This is a genomic window from Bacillus sp. FSL K6-0255 (assembly GCF_045040725.1).
Taxonomy (GTDB): Bacteria; Bacillota; Bacilli; order Bacillales; family Bacillaceae; genus Bacillus; species Bacillus subtilis.
Genome location: NZ_CP150278.1, coordinates 2,792,536 through 2,815,580 on the forward strand (window position 1 = coordinate 2,792,536; position 23,045 = coordinate 2,815,580).

Consider the following 23,045-nt stretch of genomic DNA (forward strand, 5'->3'; position numbering starts at 1 on the left):
CTTCCTTATGTTTAATCCTTTATTTCCAGTTTAACACGAACGTTTGTTTTTCTCTATGGTTCACAATTGGCGAATAAAAAAAGCGATCCCTCAATCGGAATCGCTCTGGCATGTAAGCAGCGGAAAATTAAAGATGTTTGTTTACAAGCTCTTGAAGCGCTTCTTTTGGTTTGAAGCCGACTGAAGTTTCAACTACTTCGCCGTCTTTTAACACAAGAAGAGTCGGGATGCTCATAACGCCGTATTTTCCGGCAGTTTCTTGGTTTTCGTCTACATCGATTTTTACGATTTTCAGTTTGTCTCCCATTTCTTGATCCAATTCTTCAAGAACAGGTGCAATCATTTTACAAGGTCCGCACCAAGGAGCCCAGAAGTCTGCCAGTACGACGCCTTCGCTTGTTTCAGCTGAGAAAGATTGATCAGTTGCTTTTACGATAGCCATTATTGAATTCCTCCAATGTGAAATGATGATTTTTAGTATAGCATCTCCCATTCGTTCACGCTATTTTAATGCTTACAAATTATTTTTTCCTGATCACAGCCGGTTTACTCATTTTTATATGGTTGAATGGGATATGCTCTTTTTTTAAAACACAAATCTGATAATGGCCCCGATCACTACAATTGCCCCAATAATCATTAAAATGGTACGAAGCATAAGATCACATCTCCTCTTCACTGTCATGTACTTTACCATGCCCTGCCGGAGCTGTTTTAAAACCTGAAAAAGAGCGCCGGCATGAAGCTCCGGCGCTCTTGCGCGATTAAGAATCAGCACGCAGCGTAAGTAAGACGACTGACATTGGCGGGAGTTTTACTTTCAGTTTGTTTTTGCTGAGCGTGTATTGTCTGAAGGATTCCGGTTTGACATGATGAGGATCGTCAAACGTGTTATGCGCATTCATTTTTTCTGCCGTAAGAATGACTCCGGAATGGTCCGCTGCCTTGTGTAGGCCTCTCAGCTCGATTTCCGCCTCCGCTTTGTTTTGGTGATCGATGTTGCAAATAGTGATATTGATATCACCTTCAGCTTGTTTCGACGCTGAAATGCTGATTTGCGGAAGCGTTTCACCCTTCCATTCATAGTCGGCAGACATTGTCTCTGTTGCTAAAAGAGAAGCGTCCTGGTGCACCTTAAACATATTGAATACATGGTACGTCGGTGTCAAAAGCATCCGCTCGCCCTCAGTCAAAATCATCGCTTGTAGAACGTTTACTGTTTGGGCGATGTTGGCCATTTGCACCCGGCGGCAATGCTGATGGAAAATGTGGAAATGAGAAGCCGCCACCAGTGCATCACGAATGGTGTTTTGCTGATATAAGAAACCGGGATTCGTGCCTGGCTCGGGATCAAACCAAGTGCCCCATTCATCAATAATCAGCCCGACCCGCTGCTCCGGATCGTACCGGTCCATGATCGTGCCGTGTTTTTGAATCAATTCATCGATGTATTTGGCTTTTTTCATCGTAATAAACCACTCATCTTCCGTGAATTCTGTGGCTGATCCTTTGCCCTTCCAGAAATCCCCCGGAATCGTGTAATAATGAAGACTCAACCCGTCCATCAGGCCAGCGGCTTTTTTCATAAGCACGTCCGTCCAATTAAAATCATCCACATTTGCTCCGCCTGCAATTTTATAAATTTCATTCCCGCTGTAATTGCGGACATAAGTCTGAAAACGCCGGTACAGATCTGCGTAGTATTCGGGATGCATGTTGCCGCCGCAGCCCCAATTTTCATTACCCACGCCGAAATATTTCAGATTCCAAGGCTCTTCTCTTCCATTTTGTTTTCTCCAGTCTGACATCGGCGTGCCTTCTTCAAATGTCATATACTCAATCCACTCCGCCATTTCCTGAACGGTTCCGCTTCCGACATTGCCGCAAATATATGGCTCACATTCAAGCAGCTCGCAAAGCATCATAAATTCATGCGTTCCGAATTCATTTGATTCAATTGTACCGCCCCAGTGAGTGTTCAGCATTGTCTTACGGTCACCGACACCGTTTGCCCAATGGTATTCGTCCGCAAAACACCCGCCCGGCCACCTGAGGACAGGAATGTGCAGCTGTTTGAGCGCCTCCAGCACGTCCTTTCGTATCCCGTTGATATTGGGGATATCTGAGTCCGTTCCGACCCAGATCCCCTCATAAATCCCTCTTCCTAAATGCTCAGCAAAATGACCGTATATATTTTTGTTAATGGTTCCTTTTACGATATCTGTTTGAATCACTGCTTGATGTTCAGACATGCCTCTGATCATTCCTTTCATACGGATATGAAAAGCACCACAGTCAAATATGTGATCTGTCTTTTGCCTGAGGAGTCAGCATGAATGTAAGCGCTTTTAAAGTAACCATATTATATATGTTCGTACATGTCAACGACATTTTCTATCTCATTTATATTTGTGCGTATGTATTTACAAATATAAAAACCCGGACTTTTAAAGTCCGGGATTTCCTTTATGAGTGTATATTCAACTGTTTGAATTCCTCAGTTAATAACGGGACAACTTCAAATAAATCACCGACGATGCCGTAATCCGCTATTTTAAAGATATCGGCTTCGGGATCTTTATTGATGGCGACGATCACCTTGCTGTTTGACATGCCGGCCAAATGCTGGATGGCACCGGAAATGCCGCATGCAATGTACAAATCCGGAGTGACGACTTTCCCCGTCTGCCCGATTTGAAGAGCGTAATCGCAATAATCAGCGTCACATGCCCCGCGAGAAGCCCCGACTGCGGCCCCTAGCACCTCTGCAAGCTCCTGCAGAGGCTGAAATCCCTCCTTGCTTTTGACTCCTCGGCCGCCCGCAACGATAATTTTCGCTTCGGAGAGATCAACACCGTCCGCCGTTTTTTTCACGACCTCTTGAATCACGGTGCGAAGGTCAGTAAGAGAGACATTTATGCTTTCGATGCTTCCCGACCTGCTGGTGTCTTTTTCTGAAGCTTGAATGTTATTGGGGCGAATTGTTGCAAAGATCATCGGATCGGTTGAAATGACACGTTCAAAAGCTTTCCCCGAGTAAATCGGCCGTGTGAACACAACATTTCCTCCGGTAACGCTTACATCTATAGCATCAGAAATTAAGCCTGTTTGCAGCCGCGCAGCAAGCTTCGGTGAAAGATCCTTGCCCATTGCCGTATGCCCGAAGATGACTGAATCAGGATTTTCTTGCTCGATAACACCTCTCATGACCTGGCTGTACCCGTCTGCCGTGTATGTTTTCAGCTTCGGGTCCTCAGCGGTAAGAACTTTATCTGCTCCGTAATGAATAAGCTCTTGTGCAATGCTTTGTACATTTTCACCGATGAGAACACCGATGACTTCCCCATCTCCTGAAATGGTTCTTCCTGCAGCTATTGCTTCAAAGGTGACATTTCGCAATTCCCCATCGCGTATTTCTCCAAGCACGATCACTTTTTTTCCCATTCTAACATCCCCCTGTTTCTTTGAATGTCCAAGTTTTAAATGACTTTAGCTTCGCTGCGGAGCAATGAAACAAGCTCTTTTGCCTGTTCAGCAGGCTCACCTTGGAGAAGCTTCCCGGCTTCTTTTTTCGGCGGCAGAAAACGTTCAATGGTTTTCAGCTTTGGTTCAGCATCCTCTTCGTCCAGATCAAGATCATCAAGTTCAAGCTCTTCAAGCGGCTTTTTCTTAGCCTTCATAATTCCCGGAAGCGATGGATAGCGCGGCTCGTTTAAGCCCTGCTGAGCTGTGACAAGCAATGGGAGCGTCGTTTTGATTTTTTCAACATCCCCTTCGACGTCCCTTTCTGCTTCTGCATCAGTGCCGTTGATTTCGAGTTTGGTGATCGTAGTGATACACGGAATGTCCAGTAGCTCGGCAAGCCGAGGCGCCACTTGTCCTGATCCTCCGTCAATGGCAACATTTCCGCCGAGAATCAAATCAAACTCCTGATCCTTCATATAGTGGTATAAAACTTGAGAAATGGAATATTGGTCGGGTTCTTCAAGATCATCTTCTATGTTGATTAAAACAGCTTGGTCACAACCCATGGCAAGCGCCGTACGCAATTCTTTCTCCGCTTCTTCACCGCCGACCGTGACAGCGGTGATCGTGCCGCCATGCTTTTCCTTCAGCTGGATGGCTTCTTCTATCGCGTACTCATCATATGGATTAATGATCCATTCCGCTCCGTCATCCTGAATCTTTCCTGTTTCAATGACGATTTTTTCTTCTGTGTCAAACGTCCGTTTCATCAGTACAAATAGATTCATGATCATATCCCCTTTTATTCGCCTTTGAACTGAGGCTTTCTTTTTTCGAGAAATGCCTGGATGCCTTCCTTGGCGTCCTCTGACTCAAATGCTTCCCCAAATCGCTTTGCTTCAAGCTTTAAGCTGCCTTCATAGGAATACACCTTGTTGGAATAAAGAAGTTCAAGCAAAGATGCCAGCGTTTGCGGGCTTTTCTCTGCAAACTTAGCGGCAAGTGCTTTTGCTTTTTCAATCACTTCTGCCTCATCTTTCGCTCCAATTGAGACAAGTCCGAGATCAAGCGCTTCTTTTCCGGATATCGGTTCTCCTGATCCGATGAGCTCCAGTGCTTTGGCTGTACCGACATATCTCGGAAGGCGCTGTGTCCCCGCAAAACCTGGAATGATACCGAGATTAAGCTCCGGGAGCCCCAGCTTAGCATCTTCTGCCGCGATTCTGATGTGACAGGCCATTGCAAGCTCCAGCCCGCCTCCGAGAGCATCGCCGTGAATCGCTGCGATAATCGGTTTTGGAAAACTTTCGATTCTCTCCATTAACTGCTGGCCGCGCTCAGCGAGCAATGAGGAATCCTCATTGCCTTTAAGCGATGTAAATTCTTTAATATCAGCGCCGGCTGAGAAAAATCTTCCCTCGCCGTGAATGATAATGCTTCGTACGCCTGCATCTGTCTCACATTGATCAAGACAGGAAGACAGCTCTTCTAATATCCGGCTTGAAAGCGCGTTTGCCGGCGGATTGTGAATCGTCAAGACTGCCACAAATTGATCAACCGCAAGTGAAATTGCATTCATAGGACAGAACTCCTTTACTTATTGTGAATTCCGGATACCAATAATTCTAAAACGCTGTTTGAAAGCGCAACGAGATCGTACTTTTGGTCATTCATCACCCAAGTTGTCACAGTTTCGTCAATCGTTCCAAAAATCATCTGCCGGGCGAGGCGGACATCGAGGCCTTCTTTTATTTCGCCTGATTGTATACCTTCCGTCAAAATGCCATCCAAAATATTTAAGTAGCCTTTTAATATTTCGTTGATTTTTTGGCGCAGCTCCAAGTTGGATTGGCGGAGCTCAAGCTGCGTGACAATGGCGAGATTATGGTCACCCGCTAAAAGGGAAAAATGCTTTGAAATCACAAGCGCCAATTTCTCTTTCGCTGTTGCTTTTTCTTTAATGTCCTCTTCCATCCGCTCAATAAATTGACCCATTTTTTCTTTGAAAAGAGAAATTAAAATATCTTCTTTGTTTTTAAAATAGAGATAGATGGTGCCGTCCGCTACCCCGGCTTGTTTGGCAATTTTGGATACCTGTGACTGGTGGTAGCCGTTTTCTGCAATGACTTCTACTGCTGCATCAATAATCTGCATATACTTTGGCCGTTTTTGCTTCAATGTTCATCGTTCCTTCCTATAGAAATGAATGACTATTCATTCATAATTTCATGATAAGAAGGATTTTCAGGTTTGTCAAGTTTATTCATAGGCGTTCTCTTTTTTTATTTGATATGATGATTTTCGGTTTCTTCTTCAAGTAAACGCCTTCTTAAAATTTTTCCCACCGCCGTTTTCGGCAACTCCTTTCTGAACTCATAGGCTTTGGGCACCTTATAGGGAGCTAGACGTGATCTCGCAAAAGCGTCCAGTTCTTCTGTATCGGCTTTTGCGCCTTTCTTTAATACGACAAATGCTTTTACTGTTTCTCCCCTGTAGGAATCGGGAACGCCTGCGACAACAATTTCCTGGATGGCTTCATGTTCATAAAGCGCTTCTTCTACCTCACGCGGGTAAATATTGTAACCGCCGGCAATGATGATATCCTTCTTCCTGTCAGCAATATAGAAAAAGCCTTCTTCATCCATATAGCCCATGTCCCCGGTGAACAGCCAGCCATCTCTCAGCACTGCGGCGGTTTCCTCTGGTTTATTCCAGTATCCTTTCATGACTTGCGGACCTTTTACAATGATTTCTCCATGCTCATACGGAGCGGCAAGCTCACCCGTCTCTTCAGAATAGATCGCAGCGTCCGTACTCGGCCAAGGACAGCCGATACTGCCCGGCTTGTTTTTTCCCCAGATAAAGTTGGCGTGCGTCACTGGGGATGCCTCAGACAAACCATAGCCTTCCACAAGCTTTCCGCCAGTCACCTTTTCAAATTTCTGCTTTACCTCCACGGGGAGCGCGGCTGATCCGCTAAGACAGCTTTTAATGGATGACAGATCATAATGCTGCAATTCAGGGTGATGCAAAAGGCCAATGTAAATTGTCGGTGCGCCAGGAAAGAGCGTCGGTTTGTGTTTGTCGATGATTTTCAGTGTTTCGAGCGGATCAAACTTAGGAAGAAGAATCATTTCGAAGCCTAGTTTAATCGAATAGTTCATGACTGCCGTCAGTCCGTAGACATGAAAAAATGGAACGATGCCCAGCACTTTTTCAGCGCCTTCTTTCACGTCATACATCCAAGCGGCGCACATTTCAGTATTTGCCAAAATATTTTGGTGCGTGAGCATGACCCCTTTTGGAGCTCCGGTTGTTCCTCCGGTATACTGGAGGACAGCGATATCATGCTCAGGATCGATCTTCGGGATTGTCAGGAGTTCAGTTTTTTCCTGCTTCATACTGGAAGCGAACGTGTGAATGTTAGCTGTTTTGTCAAAGTCGATATGCACTTTTTGTTTTTGCGTCAGCGGGTAAAGAATATTTTTCGGAAAAGGCAAATAGTCTTTTACGCTGGTTATCAAAATCTGGTCAACTATTGATAGCGTTTTCATTTTTATTGCCTTCGGGAAAAGCAAATCTAAGGTGATGATTACACTTACCTGAGCATCTCTAAGCTGGTATTCAAGCTCATGCTCGGTATAAAGCGGATTCGTCTGCACCACGATGCCACCGGCAAACAAGACGCCATAATAAGAAATCACTGTTTGCGGGCAATTGGGCAGCATAACAGCCACTCTGTCTCCTTTTTGCAGGCCATTGCACTGCAAAAAAGCTGCAAGTTTAAGAGCATCCGTCAGAATGTCATGAAAGGTGAGTTTTTTTCCATAAAACGATATTGCGGTTTTATCAGGAAATCGTGCGGCGGAGTCTGTCAGGATGGATTGCAGGGTTTTATTCGGCAACGGAAGCTCATGCGGGATATCGTTGGGATACTCGGCAAGCCACGGCTTTTGAGACTGCATAAAACCTCCCCTTTCGATTTTAGAGATCCACCTTATCATTATAGCAGATGGACGGCAAAAAAAAGAAAAAGAAAGGTAAATCTTTCTTTTTCTCATAATATGAACAGATATATAAGACCAATTAACAAAAAGATTCCCGCCGCGGCGAGCAGTATTTTCGCAAGCTTTTCCATTTATTCTCCGTCCCCTTATATTCCGGCTGCCACCACAAAAGAAAGCCCGACAGAAATGACAAATGAAATAAAGCCGACAGCCCGGTTATCATTTTCGATTTCCTGATCAATTTTAAACCGCGGAGTCAAAAACTCAAAAATAAAGTAGCTGATCAGAAGCATAACAAACCCGTAAACGCCCCAGCCGATCATTTGCAGCAGCGAATTGTGCTGGGAGATGGAATGCTGAAATACGTTTGCGATTCCCAAAATTTTTCCGCCGGTCGCCATTGCCACCGCAAGATTTCCTTTTTGAATCTCTTCCCAGTTTTTATAAGCCGTCACCAGCTCAAACACAGTCAAAAAGAGGACGAGGCAGAGAACCGCGACACTGTAATATGCCGCGATTTCCACAAGCTCGTTTTCCCAAAAATCACTCATGGCCATACTCCCTTTTATTTTAGTTCAACAACCGTAACGCCTGATCCTCCCTCACCTGCTTCACCGAAACGGGAACTTTTGACGCTGCGGTGGTTTTTCAGAAGATCCTGTACGCCTTTTCTTAAAGCGCCGGTTCCTTTTCCGTGGATGATTGACACTCTTGGATATCCGGCTAACACCGCATCATCCAAGTATTTTTCAACCCGGCTGAGGGCATTTTCATAGCGTTCGCCGCGAAGATCAAGTTCAAGCGATACGTGATAGTCCTTTCCTTTGACCGCTGTAATCATTTTTTCTTTTTTTGGCTCCGGAGCTGATTTGATAAACTCCAGATCTTTTTCTTTTACTTTCATCTTTAAAATACCGATTTGAACGTTCCATTCATTGCCGCCTGTTTTTTCGAGCAATGTTCCTTTTTGCCCGAAAGTGAGGACTTTCACCTCGTCGCCAGGCTTAAAGTCGCGTTTTTGCGTTTTCGGCTTTTCCGGTTTCTTGGACTTTTCAAAAGCAGGCATAGCGCCTTCTAACCGTTTCTTCGCGTTAATCAGCTCGTGATCCTTGAAGGATTTGTGTTCTTCTTTTATGGTGCGCAATTCATGAATAATGTCCTCGGCTTCTTTCATTGCCGCTTTTACTTTTTCAGCAGCCTGCTGTTCTGCCTCTTCAAGCATTTTGTCTTTTTTGCTGTTAAGCTCGATGATTTGCTGCTGCAGCTCTTTATGCAGTTTTTCCGCTTCTTTTCTGATTGATTCTGTCTCAGAAAGCTCTTCTTCCGCACGTTTTTTGCTTTGTTCCAGCGACGCAATCATCGTATCGACTTCGTTATGCTCGGCCGTCATTTCTGACTTCGCCTGCCCGATGATATGGTCCGGGAGCCCGAGGCGTTTTGAAATTTCGAAAGCATTGCTTCGACCCGGCACACCAATTAAAAGTTTATAGGTCGGTGACAGCGTTTCGATGTCAAATTCAACGCTGGCATTCATGACGCCTTCTCTGTTATAGCCGTACGCCTTCAATTCCGGATAATGCGTCGTAGCTAACACTCGTGCATTGGTGCGATGCACGTCATCCAAGATGCTCATGGCGAGGGCCGCCCCCTCCTGCGGATCTGTCCCTGCACCAAGTTCATCGAAAAGCACAAGGCTGTTTTCATTGACCTGTTCTAAAATGCCGACAATATTCACCATATGGGATGAGAACGTACTTAAACTTTGCTCAATCGACTGTTCATCACCGATATCAGCGAATACGTGCTCAAATACTGCCGCTTCTGACCCTTCATCTGCCGGGATATGAAGACCTGACTGCGCCATTAAGGTTAGCAGGCCTAACGTTTTAAGGGTGACTGTTTTCCCCCCGGTGTTTGGCCCTGTGATGACAATGGTTGAAAAATCGCGGCCAAGCTCGATGTCATTGGCAACAACCTGATCAGGCGGAAGCAATGGATGGCGGGCTTTTTTCAAACGGATAAAGCCGGTGTCGTTCATAATCGGTTTTGTCGCTTTAACCGCTTTTGCATATCTAGCTTTTGCAAAAATAAAGTCAAGCGTCTGCAGCACTTGCAAATCTAGAAATAGCTCCTCTGTATACTCTGCCGTTTTCTCTGTCAGCACACGCAAAATCCGTTCAATTTCTTGCTTTTCTTTCACTTTCGCCTGCTGAAGGGAATTGTTCATATCTACAATCGCCTGCGGTTCAATGAATAGTGTCGCACCAGAGGATGAGGTGTCGTGCACAATTCCTCCATAGCTGGATCTGTACTCCTGTTTGACCGGGATCACAAAGCGGTCATTCCGAATCGTAACAATCGTATCAGACAGCATTTTCGATGCGGAAGAGGAACGCAGCATCGACTCTAACCGGTCTCTGACTCTTGATTCGAGTGTTCTGAGCTGTGTGCGGATTCCTCTTAATGTTTCCGATGCATGATCAAGCACTTCTCCGTGATCATCAATGCAGGAATTAATGTCCCGCTCTAAATCGGACAGCGTGATAAGCTGTTCAGCATGCTGATGGATCAGCGGAATGTCGACACCGTCTTCAGCCATTTGCGTGATAAAATGTTTCATTTGTTTAACTGCATAAAGCAGGCCTGAGATTTCAGTGAATTCAGAAGGACTGAGAACGCTGCCGATTTCCGCCCGTCTTAACGCTCCTCTGATATCTACAAGGCCGCCAAATGGCGCTTGGCCTCTCAGCCGGATAATGTCAGAAGCTTCGTCTACTTCATCCAGCTGTTTTTTGATTTCGTCTATAGAAGCAGAAGGCTTAAGCTCGAGAAGCATTTCTTTTCCGAGCGATGAAGCGGCATGCCCAATAACCTGTTCTTTCACTTTATGAAATTCAAGAGCTGATAATACTTTTTGCTGCACGATTGTGTGAGCCTCCTTACTTAATCGTTGCGCTTCAGAAATGCCTCTACGTCTTTAAGCGACCGGGCATTCAGAACGTTTTTCGTTTCCGTCCATCCTTTGCGCGCGGCAGTAACGCCAGTTTTCATATCGTCTAACATCTCAATATTATGGGCATCAGTATTAATCACCAATGTAACCCCTTGTTCGTTTGCTTTCATTAAATGCTCTGTGCGCAGATCAAGGCGCGCAGGGTTGGCATTGAGTTCAAGCGCCGTATTTGTTTTCCTCGCAAGCTCAATCAGCTGATCAATATCGATTTCGTAACCGGCCCGTCTGCCGATAAGGCGCCCGGTCGGGTGTGCGATAATGTCAACATGCTTGTTTGTCAGTGCCGTCTCAAGCCGTTTCATAATCACGTGTTCCGGCTGATTAAAACTGGAATGAATCGATGCAATAACGATATCCATTTCCGCAAGCACATCGTCATCATAATCGAGCGTACCGTCAGGCAGGATATCCATCTCAACGCCTTTCAAAATACGGAAGTTTTCAAACTCTGCATTCAGCGCGTCAATTTCTTTTGCCTGCTGCTTAAGTCTTTCTGCAGTAAGCCCGTTGGCGACCTTTAAATATTGTGAGTGATCGGTGATCGCCATGTATTGATAGCCTTTTTTGATGCAGGCTTCAGCCATCTCTCTGATCGAAAATGCGCCATCGCTCCACGTTGAGTGCATGTGGAGATCACCTTTGATTTGCCCGAGCTCTATCAGTTCAATGCTGTCGCTGTAGGTTTCCACTTCCTGTCCGCTTTCACGAATTTCCGGCGGAATCAGCGGCAGGCCGAAGTGCGCATAAAATTCACGTTCACTCGGAAATGTTTTGATCTCTCCGGTTTCAACTGTCTCAACGCCGTATTCACTGATCCGCTCGCCGCGTTCTTTGGCGATTTGGCGCATCTTAATATTGTGATCCTTTGATCCCGTAAAATGATGGAGTGTTGTCGGAAACTGCTCTTCCGTCACAAGACGGAAATCGACGCTTGTTTCATATTCAAAGGAAAGGATGACGGACACCTTCGTATCTCCGCTTGCGATCACGCTTTTGATGTTTGGCAGCTCAAGAAGCTGCTCTCTTACTTCAGCCGGATGATCTGTAGCAATGATATAATCCAGATCCTTCACCGTTTCCCGCGCTCTGCGGAGACTTCCGGCACGAGAAAATTTGATGATATGCGTAAATTGAGAAAGATGCTCTTCAATTTCCCGCGCGATCCGGAGGGCGTAGCCGATCGGGAACCGTTCAGGCTGTTTTCCGGCTTCCCCGAGCGCCTGTAATATTTTTTCTTCCGATTTTTTGCCGAAGCCCGCAAGATCTTGTACCTTTTGCTGTTCACAGGCTTCCTTCAGAGATTCTGCATCATGTACGCCGAGCTCTTTATACAGCTTTGCGATTTTTTTGCCGCCGAGCCCCGGCAGCTTCAATAAAGGCACGAGTCCTTCCGGCACTTCTTTCTGCAGCGATTCGAGCGTGCTTGACTTTCCTTCATCTATATACTCTTTAATGACGCTGTACGTTCCTTTTCCAATGCCGGACAGCGACATCATATCGTCCATTTCTGATAAACTGCGGTCATCCTGTTCCAAGGCTGCCGCTGCTTTTCGGAAGGCAGATACTTTAAACGGGTTGTCCCCTTTTAGTTCCATATAGACTGCAATGGTTTCAAGCAGCCGGATAATATCTTTTTTATGCATATCATAACCCCCAGACGTTCACATATGTTTCCATCATACTTGAAAAAAACTTCTCCGGACAAGAGAAGTTTTTTTATGCCCCGTACTGTGTCCACAGCTCTTGTAGGAGCCCTGACAAGTATGGTGTATGGTTAATGATCACATTTGCGAGAGACGATTGCCCCATCATTTGCTGCAGTGCATCTATCGGAAGAACGGATGCGACATACAGCAGCACAAATGTAAATAAATAGACTTCTAGAAAACCGAGAACGGCGCCCAGCATCTGGTTGATTTGTTTAATCACCGGAATGCCGGCTACAATACTCAGGAACGAGCCGATGATTCTCAGTAAGATTTTAGCAATTATAAATAAAACGATAAACGCAATCGCATTATAGTACGCTGCTTCCAAATTCCCCGTAAAAAAAGAAAGAGCCGGCTGTCCCGCTGAAAAATCGGGTGCGGGAATCCAATGTAAATGCGGTGCCACGTTTTTATAGAATAAAGCCGCAAAGGCAATTGATAAAATAAAGCTCGTCAAGCGGATAAACTGCAGGATAAAACCGCGTTTTAACCCCAGTAAAGTCCCCATCAGGAGCAAGATTAAGATGATGATATCTAGCATAGTTGTTCAATCCTTTTCTTTAAGCTGACGCTCCAGTTTTTCACATTTCTCTTGTAATTTGACATAATCGTGCACCACATTTACCGCTGTCAGCACTGCAAGTTTATTTATATCAAGGTATGGATTTTTTTCATTGATTTCTCTCATTTTATCATCAACAATTCCGGCGACATACCTCATATGGGCTCTGCTTTCTTCACCGACAATCGTGAAGTGCTGGCCGTAAATGTCAACGGTTGTTTTTGTTTTTTTGCCGTCAGACAACGTTTCTCCTCCATTCCGCGAGAATCCTAGTTCTTATCATAACACGTTTATTAAATGAATGGAAAGACGAGCCTCCCGCTGTTATGATACACTGGTATATACAGTGAAAAGTGTAAAAAAAGGAGATTATTACGTGTCCCATTCAGTGATAAAAGTATCGTTGTCTGCTATTGACCAAATGAAAATGACGTACAGCGGTTCGCTTACAGCCTCTGTTCCGCAGGGAGCCGTTTTTCAGGCGAAACCGCCCGGCTGTACCATTACAGCATATCAATCCGGCAAGGTCTTGTTTCAAGGCAAAAACGCAGCGGCAGAATCCGCGCGCTGGGGAACAGCAGAGCCGGAAAAGAAGAAAATGGCCAAAAAGCCGGCTGATCCCCGCTATGCCCCTCCGGCAGATATCGCCGGAATGTCTGTTATCGGTTCTGACGAAGTCGGAACCGGAGATTACTTTGGCCCAATGACGGTTGTATGCGCGTACGTCGACAAAACCATGCTTCCTTTAATGAAGGAACTCGGTGTTAAGGATTCTAAAGATTTAAAAGATCCGCAAATCATCGAGATTGCCCGAAACCTGATCAAAACTATTCCATATAGCCTGCTGGTTTTAAAAAATGAAAAGTATAACAGCATGCAGGAAAAAGGCATGAGCCAAGGGAAAATGAAAGCATTGCTGCACAATCAGGCGATCACCCATTTATTAAGGAAAATGGATGGAATAAAGCCTGAGGCCATTTTGATTGACCAATTCGCTGAGCCAGGCGTCTACTTCAATCATTTAAAGGGCAGAGACATTGTGAAGGACCGGACCTATTTTAGCACAAAAGCTGAAGGTATTCACCTGGCTGTCGCCGCTGCTTCAATCATTGCAAGATATTCGTTTTTAATGGAAATGGATAAACTATCACGCGAGGCAGGAATGACGCTTCCAAAAGGGGCAGGTCCTCACGTCGATGAAGCGGCCGCCAAGCTGATCCTCAAAAAAGGGGCATCTGCACTCAGAACCTTTACAAAACTCCATTTCGCCAATACGCAAAAAGCGCAGCGCCTTGCTGATAAAAAACGTTCATAGAAAAAAGCTTGCAGATTTCTCTGCAAGCTTTTTTATCAGCCTCTTAAAACAGCTTGATATGTGTCTTCTAACGCTTTCAGCACTTTGCTGTGCGCCTTTGTCACTTCTTCTTCAGTCAGTGTTTGTTCAGGGTTGACATACTGGAGTGAGAAAGCGACTGACTTCTTGCCTTCCTCCATATGCTCTCCTTCGTATACGTCAAATACGGTTACCTCTTTCAGAAGCTTGCCCCCGGCCTCTTTAATGACGCTCTCGAGCTGTCCGCTTGTGACGGTTTTATCTGTTACAAGAGCAATATCACGTGTCACAGACGGATATTTCGGAATCGCCGTGTAAACAAGAGGTGCTGTTTCTGCTGCGAGCAACGCATGAAGATCGAGCTCAAATACGTATGTTTCCTTTATATCCAGTTCTTTTTCCAATGAAGGATGGACTTGGCCGATGAAGCCGATCAGAGAACCATTCAATAAAATGTTCGCTGTTCTGCCCGGATGCAGCTGTTTGCGTTCAGACTGTACAAATTCAATGCTTTCTAGGACGTTGAGTTTGTCTAACAGCCCTTCCACAATTCCTTTGACAACAAAGAAATCAACTGGTTTCTTTTCTCCCTGCCATAGCTGTTTGCGCCATAATCCGGTAACAGCTCCTGCTACGCGTTCTGTTTCAACAGGTTTTGTGTCCTCTTCCTTCGTCAGGAAAACGGAGCCAACTTCGTACAGTGCAACTGAGTCAGTCTGCCTCGCAAGGTTGTAAGAAACAGAATCAAGCAGATTCGGAACAAGACTGTGTCTGAGAATGCTTCTTTCTTCACTCATTGGAAGCGCAAGCACAGTATTCAGTGATTTTTCAATCGCAAACGCTGCCGCTTTCTTCTCGTTTGTCAGTGAGTAAGTGATGGCTTGTGATAAGCCTGCGCCTTCAAGGAAGCGTCTGACTTTACGGCGTTTTGCCTGATATGGCGTTAATCCGCCTGTAGTTCCCGCTGTCTCAGGAAGCGTAGACAGAATGTTATCGTAGCCGTACAGTCTTGCCGCTTCTTCGATTAAATCCTCTTCTATTGTAATGTCGCCGCGGCGTGATGGGACAGTCACAACGAGAAGTTCACCCGCTTCACCGACCGTAAAACCGAGACGTTTATAAATGCTGATCAGTTCTTCCTTGCTGACCGTCATGCCTAGAACGCTGCTCACTCTGTCAGCAGATACGTGAATGTTATTTGCTTCGATTGTCAGGTGATCTTCCTCAACTGTTCCTGCAAGCACCTCACCGCCGGCATACAGATGGATCAGCTGCGCAGCCCGTTCTGCTGCAAGACGTACGCGCGCCGGATCAATTCCTTTTTCAAATCTTACGCTTGATTCACTTCTCAAACCAAGGTCTTTGGAAGCCTTGCGAACCGTCTGCCCGTTGAAATAAGCAGCCTCAAGCAAAATCGTTTTCGTATCTTCCTGAACCTCTGACTCTGCTCCTCCCATGACACCGGCAACGGCCTGCGCTTTCGTTCCGTTTGTAATGACAAGGTGATCGGCAGACAGCTTACGTTCTTGATCATCAAGAGTGACGATCATTTCATTCTCAGCTGCTTTTCTTACTACGACTTCCTTAGAGCCAAATCTGTCATAATCAAACGCGTGAAGCGGCTGTCCGTATTCCAACAGGACAAAGTTTGTGATGTCAACAACGTTGTTGTGCGGACGAATGCCTGCATTCATCAGCTTTGTTTGCATCCAAAGCGGTGACGGAGCAATCGTGACATTTTTTATGATTTTTGCAGCATACAGCGGGTTCGCTTCTTGATCTTCGATTTTGACAGCAATGTAATCAGACGCTTGTTCTGAAACAGCCGGGTAATCCGTTTGCGGAAGCTTTACCTCAGTGTCTAAAATTGCCGCAACCTCATAAGCAACACCAAGCATGTTCATGGCATCCGCGCGGTTTGGTGTTAAGCCAAGCTCAAGAATCGCATCGTCAAGCTGTAAAGCCGCTAAAGCATCGCTTCCTGTTTCAGCGTCATTCGGGAATACGAAAATGCCTTCCGCATACTCCTTCGCCACAAGTTTGCTTTCAATCCCAAGCTCCTGTAAAGAACAGATCATGCCGTTTGATTCTTCACCGCGAAGCTTGGCTTTTTTGATTTTGAAATTGCCCGGCAGCACCGCTCCGACTGTTGCAACTGCGACTTTTTGTCCCTTATCCACATTCGGCGCGCCGCAAATGATTTGTACAGGGGCTTCAGCTCCAATATCCACAAGGCACTTATTCAGCTTATCAGCATTCGGGTGCTGCTCGCGCTCCAGCACATGGCCGATGACAACGCCTTTGATGCCTTCTCCTTTGTATTCAATTCCTTCAACCTCAATACCGGCTCTTGTAATTTTTTCAGCAAGAACAGCCGGGTCCATGCCTTTTAAATCAACATAATCCTCTAACCATTTATAAGAAACAAACATCCTTGCATCCTCCTCTTACGCCTGTTTAAACTGCGAAATAAATCTGACATCGTTTGTATAGAAGTGGCGGATATCATCAATGCCGTATTTCAGCATCGCGATGCGCTCAACACCCATTCCGAATGCGAAGCCCTGATATTCCTTCGGGTCAAAGCCAGCCATTTTAAGCACATTCGGGTGAACCATGCCGGCGCCGAGGATTTCGATCCAGCCTGTTCCTTTACATACTGAGCAGCCGTTTCCACCGCATTTAAAGCATGTCACATCCACTTCTACTGAAGGCTCAGTAAACGGGAAGAAGCTTGGGCGGAGTCTGATTTCACGGTCTTGCCCGAACATTTTTTTCGCAACGAGTTCAAGCGTTCCTTTTAAATCACTCATGCTGATGTTTTTGTCAACGACAAGCCCTTCAATTTGCATAAATTGGTGAGAGTGCGTCGCATCATCGTTATCACGGCGATATACTTTACCCGGGCAAATGATTTTAACGGGACCTTTGCCTTTATGCTTTTCCATCGTCCGTGTTTGGACAGGAGAAGTTTGCGTTCTCATCAAAGTTTCCTCTGTGATGTAAAAGCTGTCCTGCATATCGCGCGCAGGGTGTTCTTTCGGAAGATTGAGCGATTCGAAGTTGTAGTAATCCGTTTCAACCTCTGGCCCTTCCTCGACTGTGTAGCCCATACCGATAAATAAATCTTCAATTTCTTCAATGACAACAGTGAGCGGATGGCGGCCGCCGACTGCAACAGGGTTCCCCGGCAGCGTGACGTCAATTGTCTGTCCTGCAAGCTTCTGTTTCATTTCCTCTTCTTCAAGCTTCTCGTTTTTGTCAGCAATCGCATTGGCAATACGCTCCCTTACTTCGTTCGCGAGCGCCCCCATTTTTGGACGTTCCTCAGCAGAAAGCTTGCCCATTCCGCGCAGCACTTCTGTAATCGGCCCTTTTTTTCCGAGATATTGCACCCGAATATCATTGACAACCTTCAATGAGCTTGCCGCTTCTACTTGTTCTAAAGCTTCTTGTTCCAGCTGTTTTAGCTTTTCTTCCATTTTGCATCCTCCTTTTATGTAAACAAACCGTCATATGTCTTTGGAAAATAAAAAAAACCCGTCCCTTGTACAAGGGACGAGTTGTGGCCGCGGTACCACCCTTATTTCAGACAGACTGATGCTGTCGTCAGCTTCATTGACATAACGGAATCAGATTCCGGTTCACCTTTACGCGCAGTGTACGCGGTCCCGGCGACAACTCAAGAGGTGAAGCCAATTTCCGGCTGCGTTAAAAATGCTCTCAGTCAGCGGCATTTTCTCCCTGGAAAGCAGTTGATCAGAAATTGAGGTCCTCTGTCACGGTTTTTGAAATATTATGTTCTATTATAGAGAAATCCAACGCTTGGCGCAACACTATCCTCGCAAGTGATACACGAGGATGGCAGCCGCAACCGCAACGTTTAGTGATTCAGCCTGTCCGTAAAGCGGCACGTACAGGTTCAAATCCGTTTTTTCCAGCAATGCAGCATCTACCCCTGCACCTTCATTTCCTACAATGAGCGCAAAGGATTCAGACTGAGGAATCTCCTGGTAAGGCGCTCCGTTTTGCAGCGCCGTGCCGTATACTTTTACGCCCTCTGCCTTCAATTCGTCCACATATGAAGGCAGGTTTCTTCTCACAACAGGAATATGGAAGTGAGATCCTTGAGCAGATCGCAGTGTTTTTCCGTTAAAGGCGTCCGCCGTGCCGTCACCGAGTACAACCGCATCCAAACCGGCCGCATCAGCCGTTCGAATCATTGTGCCAAGGTTTCCCGGATCTTGAACAGCGTCAATCAGCAGCACCTTGCGTGCCGTTGCCAGCTTTTCTTCAGGCATATGGCACACAGCAGCAATCTGCTGCGGCGTTTCGGTTTCAGTCACAGCTGAAAACGCATCTTCACTCAGCATATAGCACTGGATACCAGTCTCTAGATCTGAAGGAATCTTCGTTTCATCCTTTACAAGGATTTCTTTCACAATGCCCGGGCTTTTCAACGCCTCTTCAACGAGGTGTTCTCCCTCTATCAGAAATGTATTTGTTTTTGTTCGTTCTTTTTTTGTGTGAAGCTTTTTCCAATCCTTCACTTTTTGGTTTTTTGCCGATTCTATTTGTTTCACTGTCTATGTGGCGCTCCTTTTTTTAACATGATGTTATTATATCGCAAGAACAGCACATAATAAACCAGGTGCAGGGTTAGAATATACGTATTACATTTTAGAAAAAGGAGCGTTTTACATGGATCTTAATTTACGTCATGCCGTCATCTCCAATGTCACCGGCAATAATCAGGAGCAGCTTGAGCATACAATCGTAGATGCGATTCAAAGCGGTGAAGAAAAAATGCTTCCAGGGCTCGGCGTATTATTCGAAGTCATTTGGCAGCACGCATCCGAAAGTGAGAAAAACGAAATGCTGAAAACGCTTGAAGGCGGATTAAAACCCGCCGAATAAGACATGAAACCGGGTGACAGCGCCCGGTTTTTTTCTTATATAATAAAAACATGATGAGGGGGAACGCCATGTTTTTACAGCCGTTATTAGCGAAAAAAATTATTGCTGAAGTTAAAAAAATGTACGAACGTGAAGTCATTATTGTAAACACGGACGGTCTTATTATGGCAGGCACAAACGATGAGCGTGTCGGACAATTTCATGAGGGAGCGCTTATCTGCGCAAAAGAAAGACGCAGCGTGATTATTACAAAAGAAGATGAAACAAGGTTAAAAGGAGTGAAAGCAGGCATAAACCTCCCTGTATTTTTTGACCATGATGTGATTGCCGTCTTCGGGCTGACAGGTGAGCCTGCAGAGATTCAGCCATTCGGAGAACTGCTTCGAAAAATGACAGAACTGTTCATTAAGGAATCGCGGCACTTAGAGCAATCCCAGTGGCGTGAGAGAATGCTGGAGTCCTTTATGATCGATTGGCTGCAATTAAAGGAGTGGTCTCCCAGTTTTCTTGAGAAAGCTCAGCTTCTTGGTGTTGACCTTTCTTCCCGGCGCCAAATGATTCTTATTCAGGGGTATGAGTGGTCACGTCATGATATTGAACAAATGGCACGCAGCTGGAAATCCTCGTACCCTGCGGATTTGTTCATCAGGTGGGGAAATGAACGGATTTTGATTAATCATGAAGTGCCGCAGCATGAACAAAGGGATCGGCTTTTACGGAAGATCCTTCACATTTGTTCGTTTGCCAATACCGCAAACAGCCAATTTGCAGCAGCTGGCGCCGGAAGGGCTGTCGCAAGCTCCAGCCTGACAGATTCATACGAGCAAGCGGAAAAAGCGCTGGCTGTCAGCCTTAAGCGAAAAACGCCCATATTTGAAGAGGATCTGAAGCTTGATATGTGTCTGACGGAGATCAGCCCGGGAACCCGAAACGAATTTCCGCAAAGAGTATTAGGAGAGGCGCTAGAGCATCAGGAACTTATGAATACGATACGGACTTTCTTTCATCACGATTTGTCTTTGAAACAAACCGCTGAAGACATGCATATACACATCAATACATTGCGTTATCGTCTGTCTAAGGCTGAACAGCTGACGGGTTTACGTTTTGACCGTACCGAGGACATCGTCACGATGTACGTCGCCCTCTATTTTTTAGATCAAGATACAAAATAGAGAGAGTTTCAGTTTCATTTTTTGTATGTTTCTCCATGGAAGGCTTTGCTTTTTTTCTCTTACAATAGATTGGAAGCGTTTTTTGACAGGGGGATGGGTGAAATGATCACCAAGGATGTAAAGGAACAGCTGATTCAGGTCTCCGGACCAGAAAACTTTGATGACTCGAATGCCGGCCGTCTCGTCTATTCATATGATGCGACGCCTCAGTATCAGTCTATGCCTGATGCCGTGATTGCTCCGAGGAATACTGATGAAGTATCACGCATTTTAACAATTTGCAGCGAACATCGAGTGCCGATCGTTCCAAGAGGATCAGGGACAAACCTGTGCGGCGGCACGTGCCCGACTGAAGGCGGACTTGTGCTTCTCTTTAAGCACATGAACCAGATTCTTGAAATTGATGAAGAAAATTTAACTGCCACAGTTCAGCCGGGCGTCATTACGCTGGATATGATCCGCGCGGTTGAAAGCAAAGGTTTGTTTTATCCGCCTGACCCGAGTTCTATGAAAATATCAACCATGGGCGGAAACATCAATGAAAATTCCGGCGGGCTCCGCGGATTAAAATACGGCGTCACCCGCGACTATGTTATTGGACTGGAGGTTGTGCTCGCAAATGGTGACATCATCCGCACCGGGGGAAAACTCGCAAAGGATGTGGCCGGATACGATCTCACACGTCTTTTTGTCGGCTCAGAAGGAACACTCGGCATTGTGACCGAAGCCATCGTCAAACTTGTTCCAAAGCCGGAAACAAAGAAGACGTTGCTTGCTCTTTATGAAAACATCGATGCCGCTGCTCAAACGGTATCGGACATTATTGCCGCAAAAATTATACCCGCCACGCTTGAATTTCTCGACCAGCCTACACTTTTGGTGATTGAGGATTATGCCAAAATCGGACTTCCGACAAGCGCAAAAGCAGTTCTGTTAATTGAACAAGACGGGCCATTTGAAACTGTTGAACGGGATATGGAAAAGATTGAGGCGATCTGCAAAAAAGGCGACGCCGTTTCCGTTCAGACCGCACAAACAGAGGAGGAAGCGTTTGCCCTGACTGAAGCCCGGCGTTCTGCACTTTCTGCCCTAGCCCGCCTCAAACCGACGACGATTTTAGAGGATGCGACCGTTCCTCGCTCAGAAATCGCCAATATGGTTAAAGCGATTAATGATATTGCTGCTAAATATGATATTTCCATCTGCACCTTTGGTCATGCGGGAGACGGGAACCTTCACCCGACATGCACGACAGACATAAGAAATAAGGATGAAATGGAACGTGTCGAACAGGCTTTTGCCGAGATTTTTGAGAAAGCGATTGAACTTGGCGGGACGATAACCGGAGAGCACGGAGTCGGGGAAATGAAAGCGCCTTACTTGGAAATGAAGCTGAAAAAAGAAGGCATTGATGCGATGAAAGCGTTGAAAGCGGCATTTGACCCCCGGAACATATTAAATCCCGGCAAAATGTTTGCGAAAGATGCCAGAAAACGTGTGGTGGCGGAAAGATGACAACAGAAAAAGAAATGAAACAGATCCAAAATGAATTTAAAGAGCGTATGGATGAAGGAGAGTTATTAAATTGTATGCGCTGCGGCTTCTGTCTTCCTTCCTGTCCGACCTATATCGAATCGGGATTTCAGGAAACACACTCTCCGCGTGGGCGCATCGCCTTAATGAAAGCCGTAGCCGACGGTATGATTGAACCGGATGAAGATGTCGAACGGTCGCTGTCACTTTGCCTCGGCTGCCGCGCCTGTGAGCCTGTATGCCCGTCTGGCGTGAAATACGGGCAGCTGCTTGAGGAAGCCAGAGATATTATCCACCAAAATAAAAAACACTCTCTTGGTGAACGTGTCATGCGAAAGACGGCTTTTCACGAGCTGTTTCCGCATCAAAACCGCATGCGCTCAGCTGTAAGCCTTATCGGTTTGTATCAGCGTTCAGGACTGCAAACCGCTGTGCGAAAATCAGGCATGCTTCGGGTCCTGCCTGAGCATTTGCGGACGATGGAAGCTGTTCTTCCTGATATTCCAAAAAGCAAAGACATGAAACATCGCCCGCGTTTCCTGCCTTCCATTGGCCCCATGAAAAAACGGGTCACCTTTTTTTCGGGCTGCTTAATGGATACAATGTTTTTACCGACCAATAACGCCACATTGAAGCTTTTACAGCTGGCAGGCTGCGACATTGTCATTCCGCCTGAACAGGCTTGCTGCGGGGCGCTTCATGGACACAGCGGTGAAAAAAACACAGGGAAAGAGCTCGCGAAACAAAATATTGCTGCTTTCGAAGCATTAGACGTGGATGCAGTCATTACAAACGCAGGAGGATGCGGAGCCTTTCTGACCGAATATGATCATTTGCTGAAGGATGACCCGGAATGGTCGGAGCGGGCCGCCGCTTTTGTTCAAAAGCTGAAGGATTTTTCTTCTGTTTTGGTTGAACTCGATTTCCATCAAATGGACTTAGCGCTCGAGACGCCTCAAGTCGTTACCTACCAAGATTCATGCCACCTAAGAAATGTAATGCATACGTCGCTTGAGCCCCGCCAGCTTCTTAAAAGCATCAAAGGGGCGGAATTCAAAGAAATGGAGAAAGCAGACAGCTGCTGCGGGTCAGCGGGAATTTACAACATCGTCGAAGCTGAAATGTCTATGAGAATACTGGACAGCAAAATGGCTGCCGTTAAAGCAACCGAAGCGATCCTCATTGTAACAGCAAATCCCGGCTGCCTGCTGCAGATGAAGCTCGGCATTGAACGCGAAGGACTAAGCGGTAAAGTCAGAGCCGTTCACCTGGCTGATTTGCTATTGGAAGCAGCCGGGCACAAAACATCATGAGAAAGCCCAAAACAGACA

Annotated in this window: 21 protein-coding genes; 6 read left to right on the top strand and 15 right to left on the bottom strand. The window is 46.0% G+C overall.

All coding sequences use genetic code 11. From position 1 onward, the window contains the following. Positions 1 to 127: 127 nt before the first annotated feature. The 12 genes from trxA to zapA all read right to left on the bottom strand — a co-directional run bounded on the left by trxA (position 128) and on the right by zapA (position 12,999). A complete protein-coding gene (trxA, locus tag MHB62_RS14640) occupies positions 128 to 442 on the bottom strand; it encodes a thioredoxin (protein ID WP_003222500.1) in 315 nt (104 codons plus the stop codon). A gap of 322 nt (positions 443 to 764) precedes the next feature. Beyond that, positions 765 to 2,252 carry an alpha-L-arabinofuranosidase AbfB gene (gene abfB / locus MHB62_RS14645; protein ID WP_015251517.1) on the bottom strand — a complete coding sequence of 496 codons (1,488 nt, stop codon included), beginning with the start codon at positions 2,250 to 2,252 and terminating at the stop codon, positions 765 to 767. A gap of 214 nt (positions 2,253 to 2,466) precedes the next feature. Next, positions 2,467 to 3,444: an electron transfer flavoprotein subunit alpha gene (gene etfA / locus MHB62_RS14650; protein ID WP_003229553.1), complete on the bottom strand. Its 978-nt coding sequence runs from the start codon at positions 3,442 to 3,444 to the stop codon at positions 2,467 to 2,469. 35 nt (positions 3,445 to 3,479) lie between these two features. Then, positions 3,480 to 4,253 (bottom strand): electron transfer flavoprotein subunit beta, encoded by a 774-nt coding sequence (gene etfB, locus MHB62_RS14655; RefSeq protein ID WP_014480500.1) that lies wholly within the window; start codon positions 4,251 to 4,253, stop codon positions 3,480 to 3,482. Positions 4,254 to 4,267: 14 nt separating this feature from the next. After that, positions 4,268 to 5,044 carry an enoyl-CoA hydratase gene (locus MHB62_RS14660; protein ID WP_032722322.1) on the bottom strand — a complete coding sequence of 259 codons (777 nt, stop codon included), beginning with the start codon at positions 5,042 to 5,044 and terminating at the stop codon, positions 4,268 to 4,270. Positions 5,045 to 5,058: 14 nt separating this feature from the next. Then, entirely contained in the window at positions 5,059 to 5,643 is a 585-nt protein-coding gene (gene fadR, locus MHB62_RS14665; protein WP_003229547.1) for a fatty acid metabolism transcriptional regulator FadR, read from the bottom strand. 104 nt (positions 5,644 to 5,747) lie between these two features. Continuing rightward, positions 5,748 to 7,430 (bottom strand): long-chain-fatty-acid--CoA ligase LcfA, encoded by a 1,683-nt coding sequence (gene lcfA, locus MHB62_RS14670; protein WP_015251514.1) that lies wholly within the window; start codon positions 7,428 to 7,430, stop codon positions 5,748 to 5,750. Between the two features lie 188 nt (positions 7,431 to 7,618). Next, entirely contained in the window at positions 7,619 to 8,023 is a 405-nt protein-coding gene (locus tag MHB62_RS14675; RefSeq protein ID WP_003237674.1) for a DUF350 domain-containing protein, read from the bottom strand. Positions 8,024 to 8,037: 14 nt separating this feature from the next. Next, a complete protein-coding gene (locus MHB62_RS14680; RefSeq protein WP_003229541.1) occupies positions 8,038 to 10,395 on the bottom strand; it encodes an endonuclease MutS2 in 2,358 nt (785 codons plus the stop codon). Between the two features lie 20 nt (positions 10,396 to 10,415). Further along, complete coding sequence (gene polX / locus MHB62_RS14685) at positions 10,416 to 12,128, bottom strand: DNA polymerase/3'-5' exonuclease PolX (protein ID WP_029318208.1); 1,713 nt, start codon at positions 12,126 to 12,128, stop codon at positions 10,416 to 10,418. 73 nt (positions 12,129 to 12,201) lie between these two features. After that, on the bottom strand, positions 12,202 to 12,735 hold the full coding sequence (locus MHB62_RS14690) for a CvpA family protein (protein ID WP_014477597.1): 534 nt from the start codon (positions 12,733 to 12,735) through the stop codon (positions 12,202 to 12,204). A 6-nt stretch (positions 12,736 to 12,741) separates the two neighbouring features. Next, complete coding sequence (gene zapA, locus MHB62_RS14695) at positions 12,742 to 12,999, bottom strand: cell division protein ZapA (RefSeq protein WP_003229534.1); 258 nt, start codon at positions 12,997 to 12,999, stop codon at positions 12,742 to 12,744. Positions 13,000 to 13,132: 133 nt separating this feature from the next. On the opposite strand from zapA, the gene rnhC reads away from it, so the two are divergent. Beyond that, a complete protein-coding gene (gene rnhC, locus MHB62_RS14700; protein WP_029318209.1) occupies positions 13,133 to 14,071 on the top strand; it encodes a ribonuclease HIII in 939 nt (312 codons plus the stop codon). Between the two features lie 35 nt (positions 14,072 to 14,106). Here the strand turns inward: rnhC and pheT are convergent, their stop codons facing one another. Both pheT and pheS read right to left on the bottom strand, forming a co-directional pair. After that, positions 14,107 to 16,521, bottom strand: coding sequence for a phenylalanine--tRNA ligase subunit beta (gene pheT, locus MHB62_RS14705; protein ID WP_032722323.1), 2,415 nt, complete (start codon positions 16,519 to 16,521; stop codon positions 14,107 to 14,109). A 15-nt stretch (positions 16,522 to 16,536) separates the two neighbouring features. Next, the gene (pheS, locus tag MHB62_RS14710) at positions 16,537 to 17,571 is read right to left on the bottom strand and encodes a phenylalanine--tRNA ligase subunit alpha (protein WP_003229529.1); all 1,035 of its coding nucleotides are present in this window, start codon (positions 17,569 to 17,571) and stop codon (positions 16,537 to 16,539) included. Positions 17,572 to 17,652: 81 nt separating this feature from the next. Between pheS and MHB62_RS14715 the strand changes: the two genes are divergently transcribed. Continuing rightward, complete coding sequence (locus tag MHB62_RS14715) at positions 17,653 to 17,859, top strand: hypothetical protein (protein ID WP_004398812.1); 207 nt, start codon at positions 17,653 to 17,655, stop codon at positions 17,857 to 17,859. A gap of 66 nt (positions 17,860 to 17,925) precedes the next feature. On the opposite strand, the gene MHB62_RS14720 is transcribed toward MHB62_RS14715, so the two are convergent. Continuing rightward, complete coding sequence (locus MHB62_RS14720; protein WP_015714484.1) at positions 17,926 to 18,672, bottom strand: RNA methyltransferase; 747 nt, start codon at positions 18,670 to 18,672, stop codon at positions 17,926 to 17,928. A gap of 118 nt (positions 18,673 to 18,790) precedes the next feature. Between MHB62_RS14720 and sspI the strand changes: the two genes are divergently transcribed. The 4 genes from sspI (at position 18,791) to MHB62_RS14740 (ending at position 23,027) form a co-directional block, all read left to right on the top strand. After that, complete coding sequence (gene sspI, locus MHB62_RS14725) at positions 18,791 to 19,006, top strand: small acid-soluble spore protein SspI (RefSeq protein ID WP_021480275.1); 216 nt, start codon at positions 18,791 to 18,793, stop codon at positions 19,004 to 19,006. 68 nt (positions 19,007 to 19,074) lie between these two features. Then, positions 19,075 to 20,181 (top strand): CdaR family transcriptional regulator, encoded by a 1,107-nt coding sequence (locus tag MHB62_RS14730; protein WP_032722324.1) that lies wholly within the window; start codon positions 19,075 to 19,077, stop codon positions 20,179 to 20,181. A 102-nt stretch (positions 20,182 to 20,283) separates the two neighbouring features. Further along, positions 20,284 to 21,696 carry a glycolate oxidase subunit GlcD gene (gene glcD, locus MHB62_RS14735; protein WP_032722325.1) on the top strand — a complete coding sequence of 471 codons (1,413 nt, stop codon included), beginning with the start codon at positions 20,284 to 20,286 and terminating at the stop codon, positions 21,694 to 21,696. Then, positions 21,693 to 23,027 (top strand): (Fe-S)-binding protein, encoded by a 1,335-nt coding sequence (locus tag MHB62_RS14740; RefSeq protein ID WP_032722326.1) that lies wholly within the window; start codon positions 21,693 to 21,695, stop codon positions 23,025 to 23,027. Before glcD ends, MHB62_RS14740 begins: the two co-directional genes overlap by 4 nt. Positions 23,028 to 23,045 lie beyond the last annotated feature (18 nt).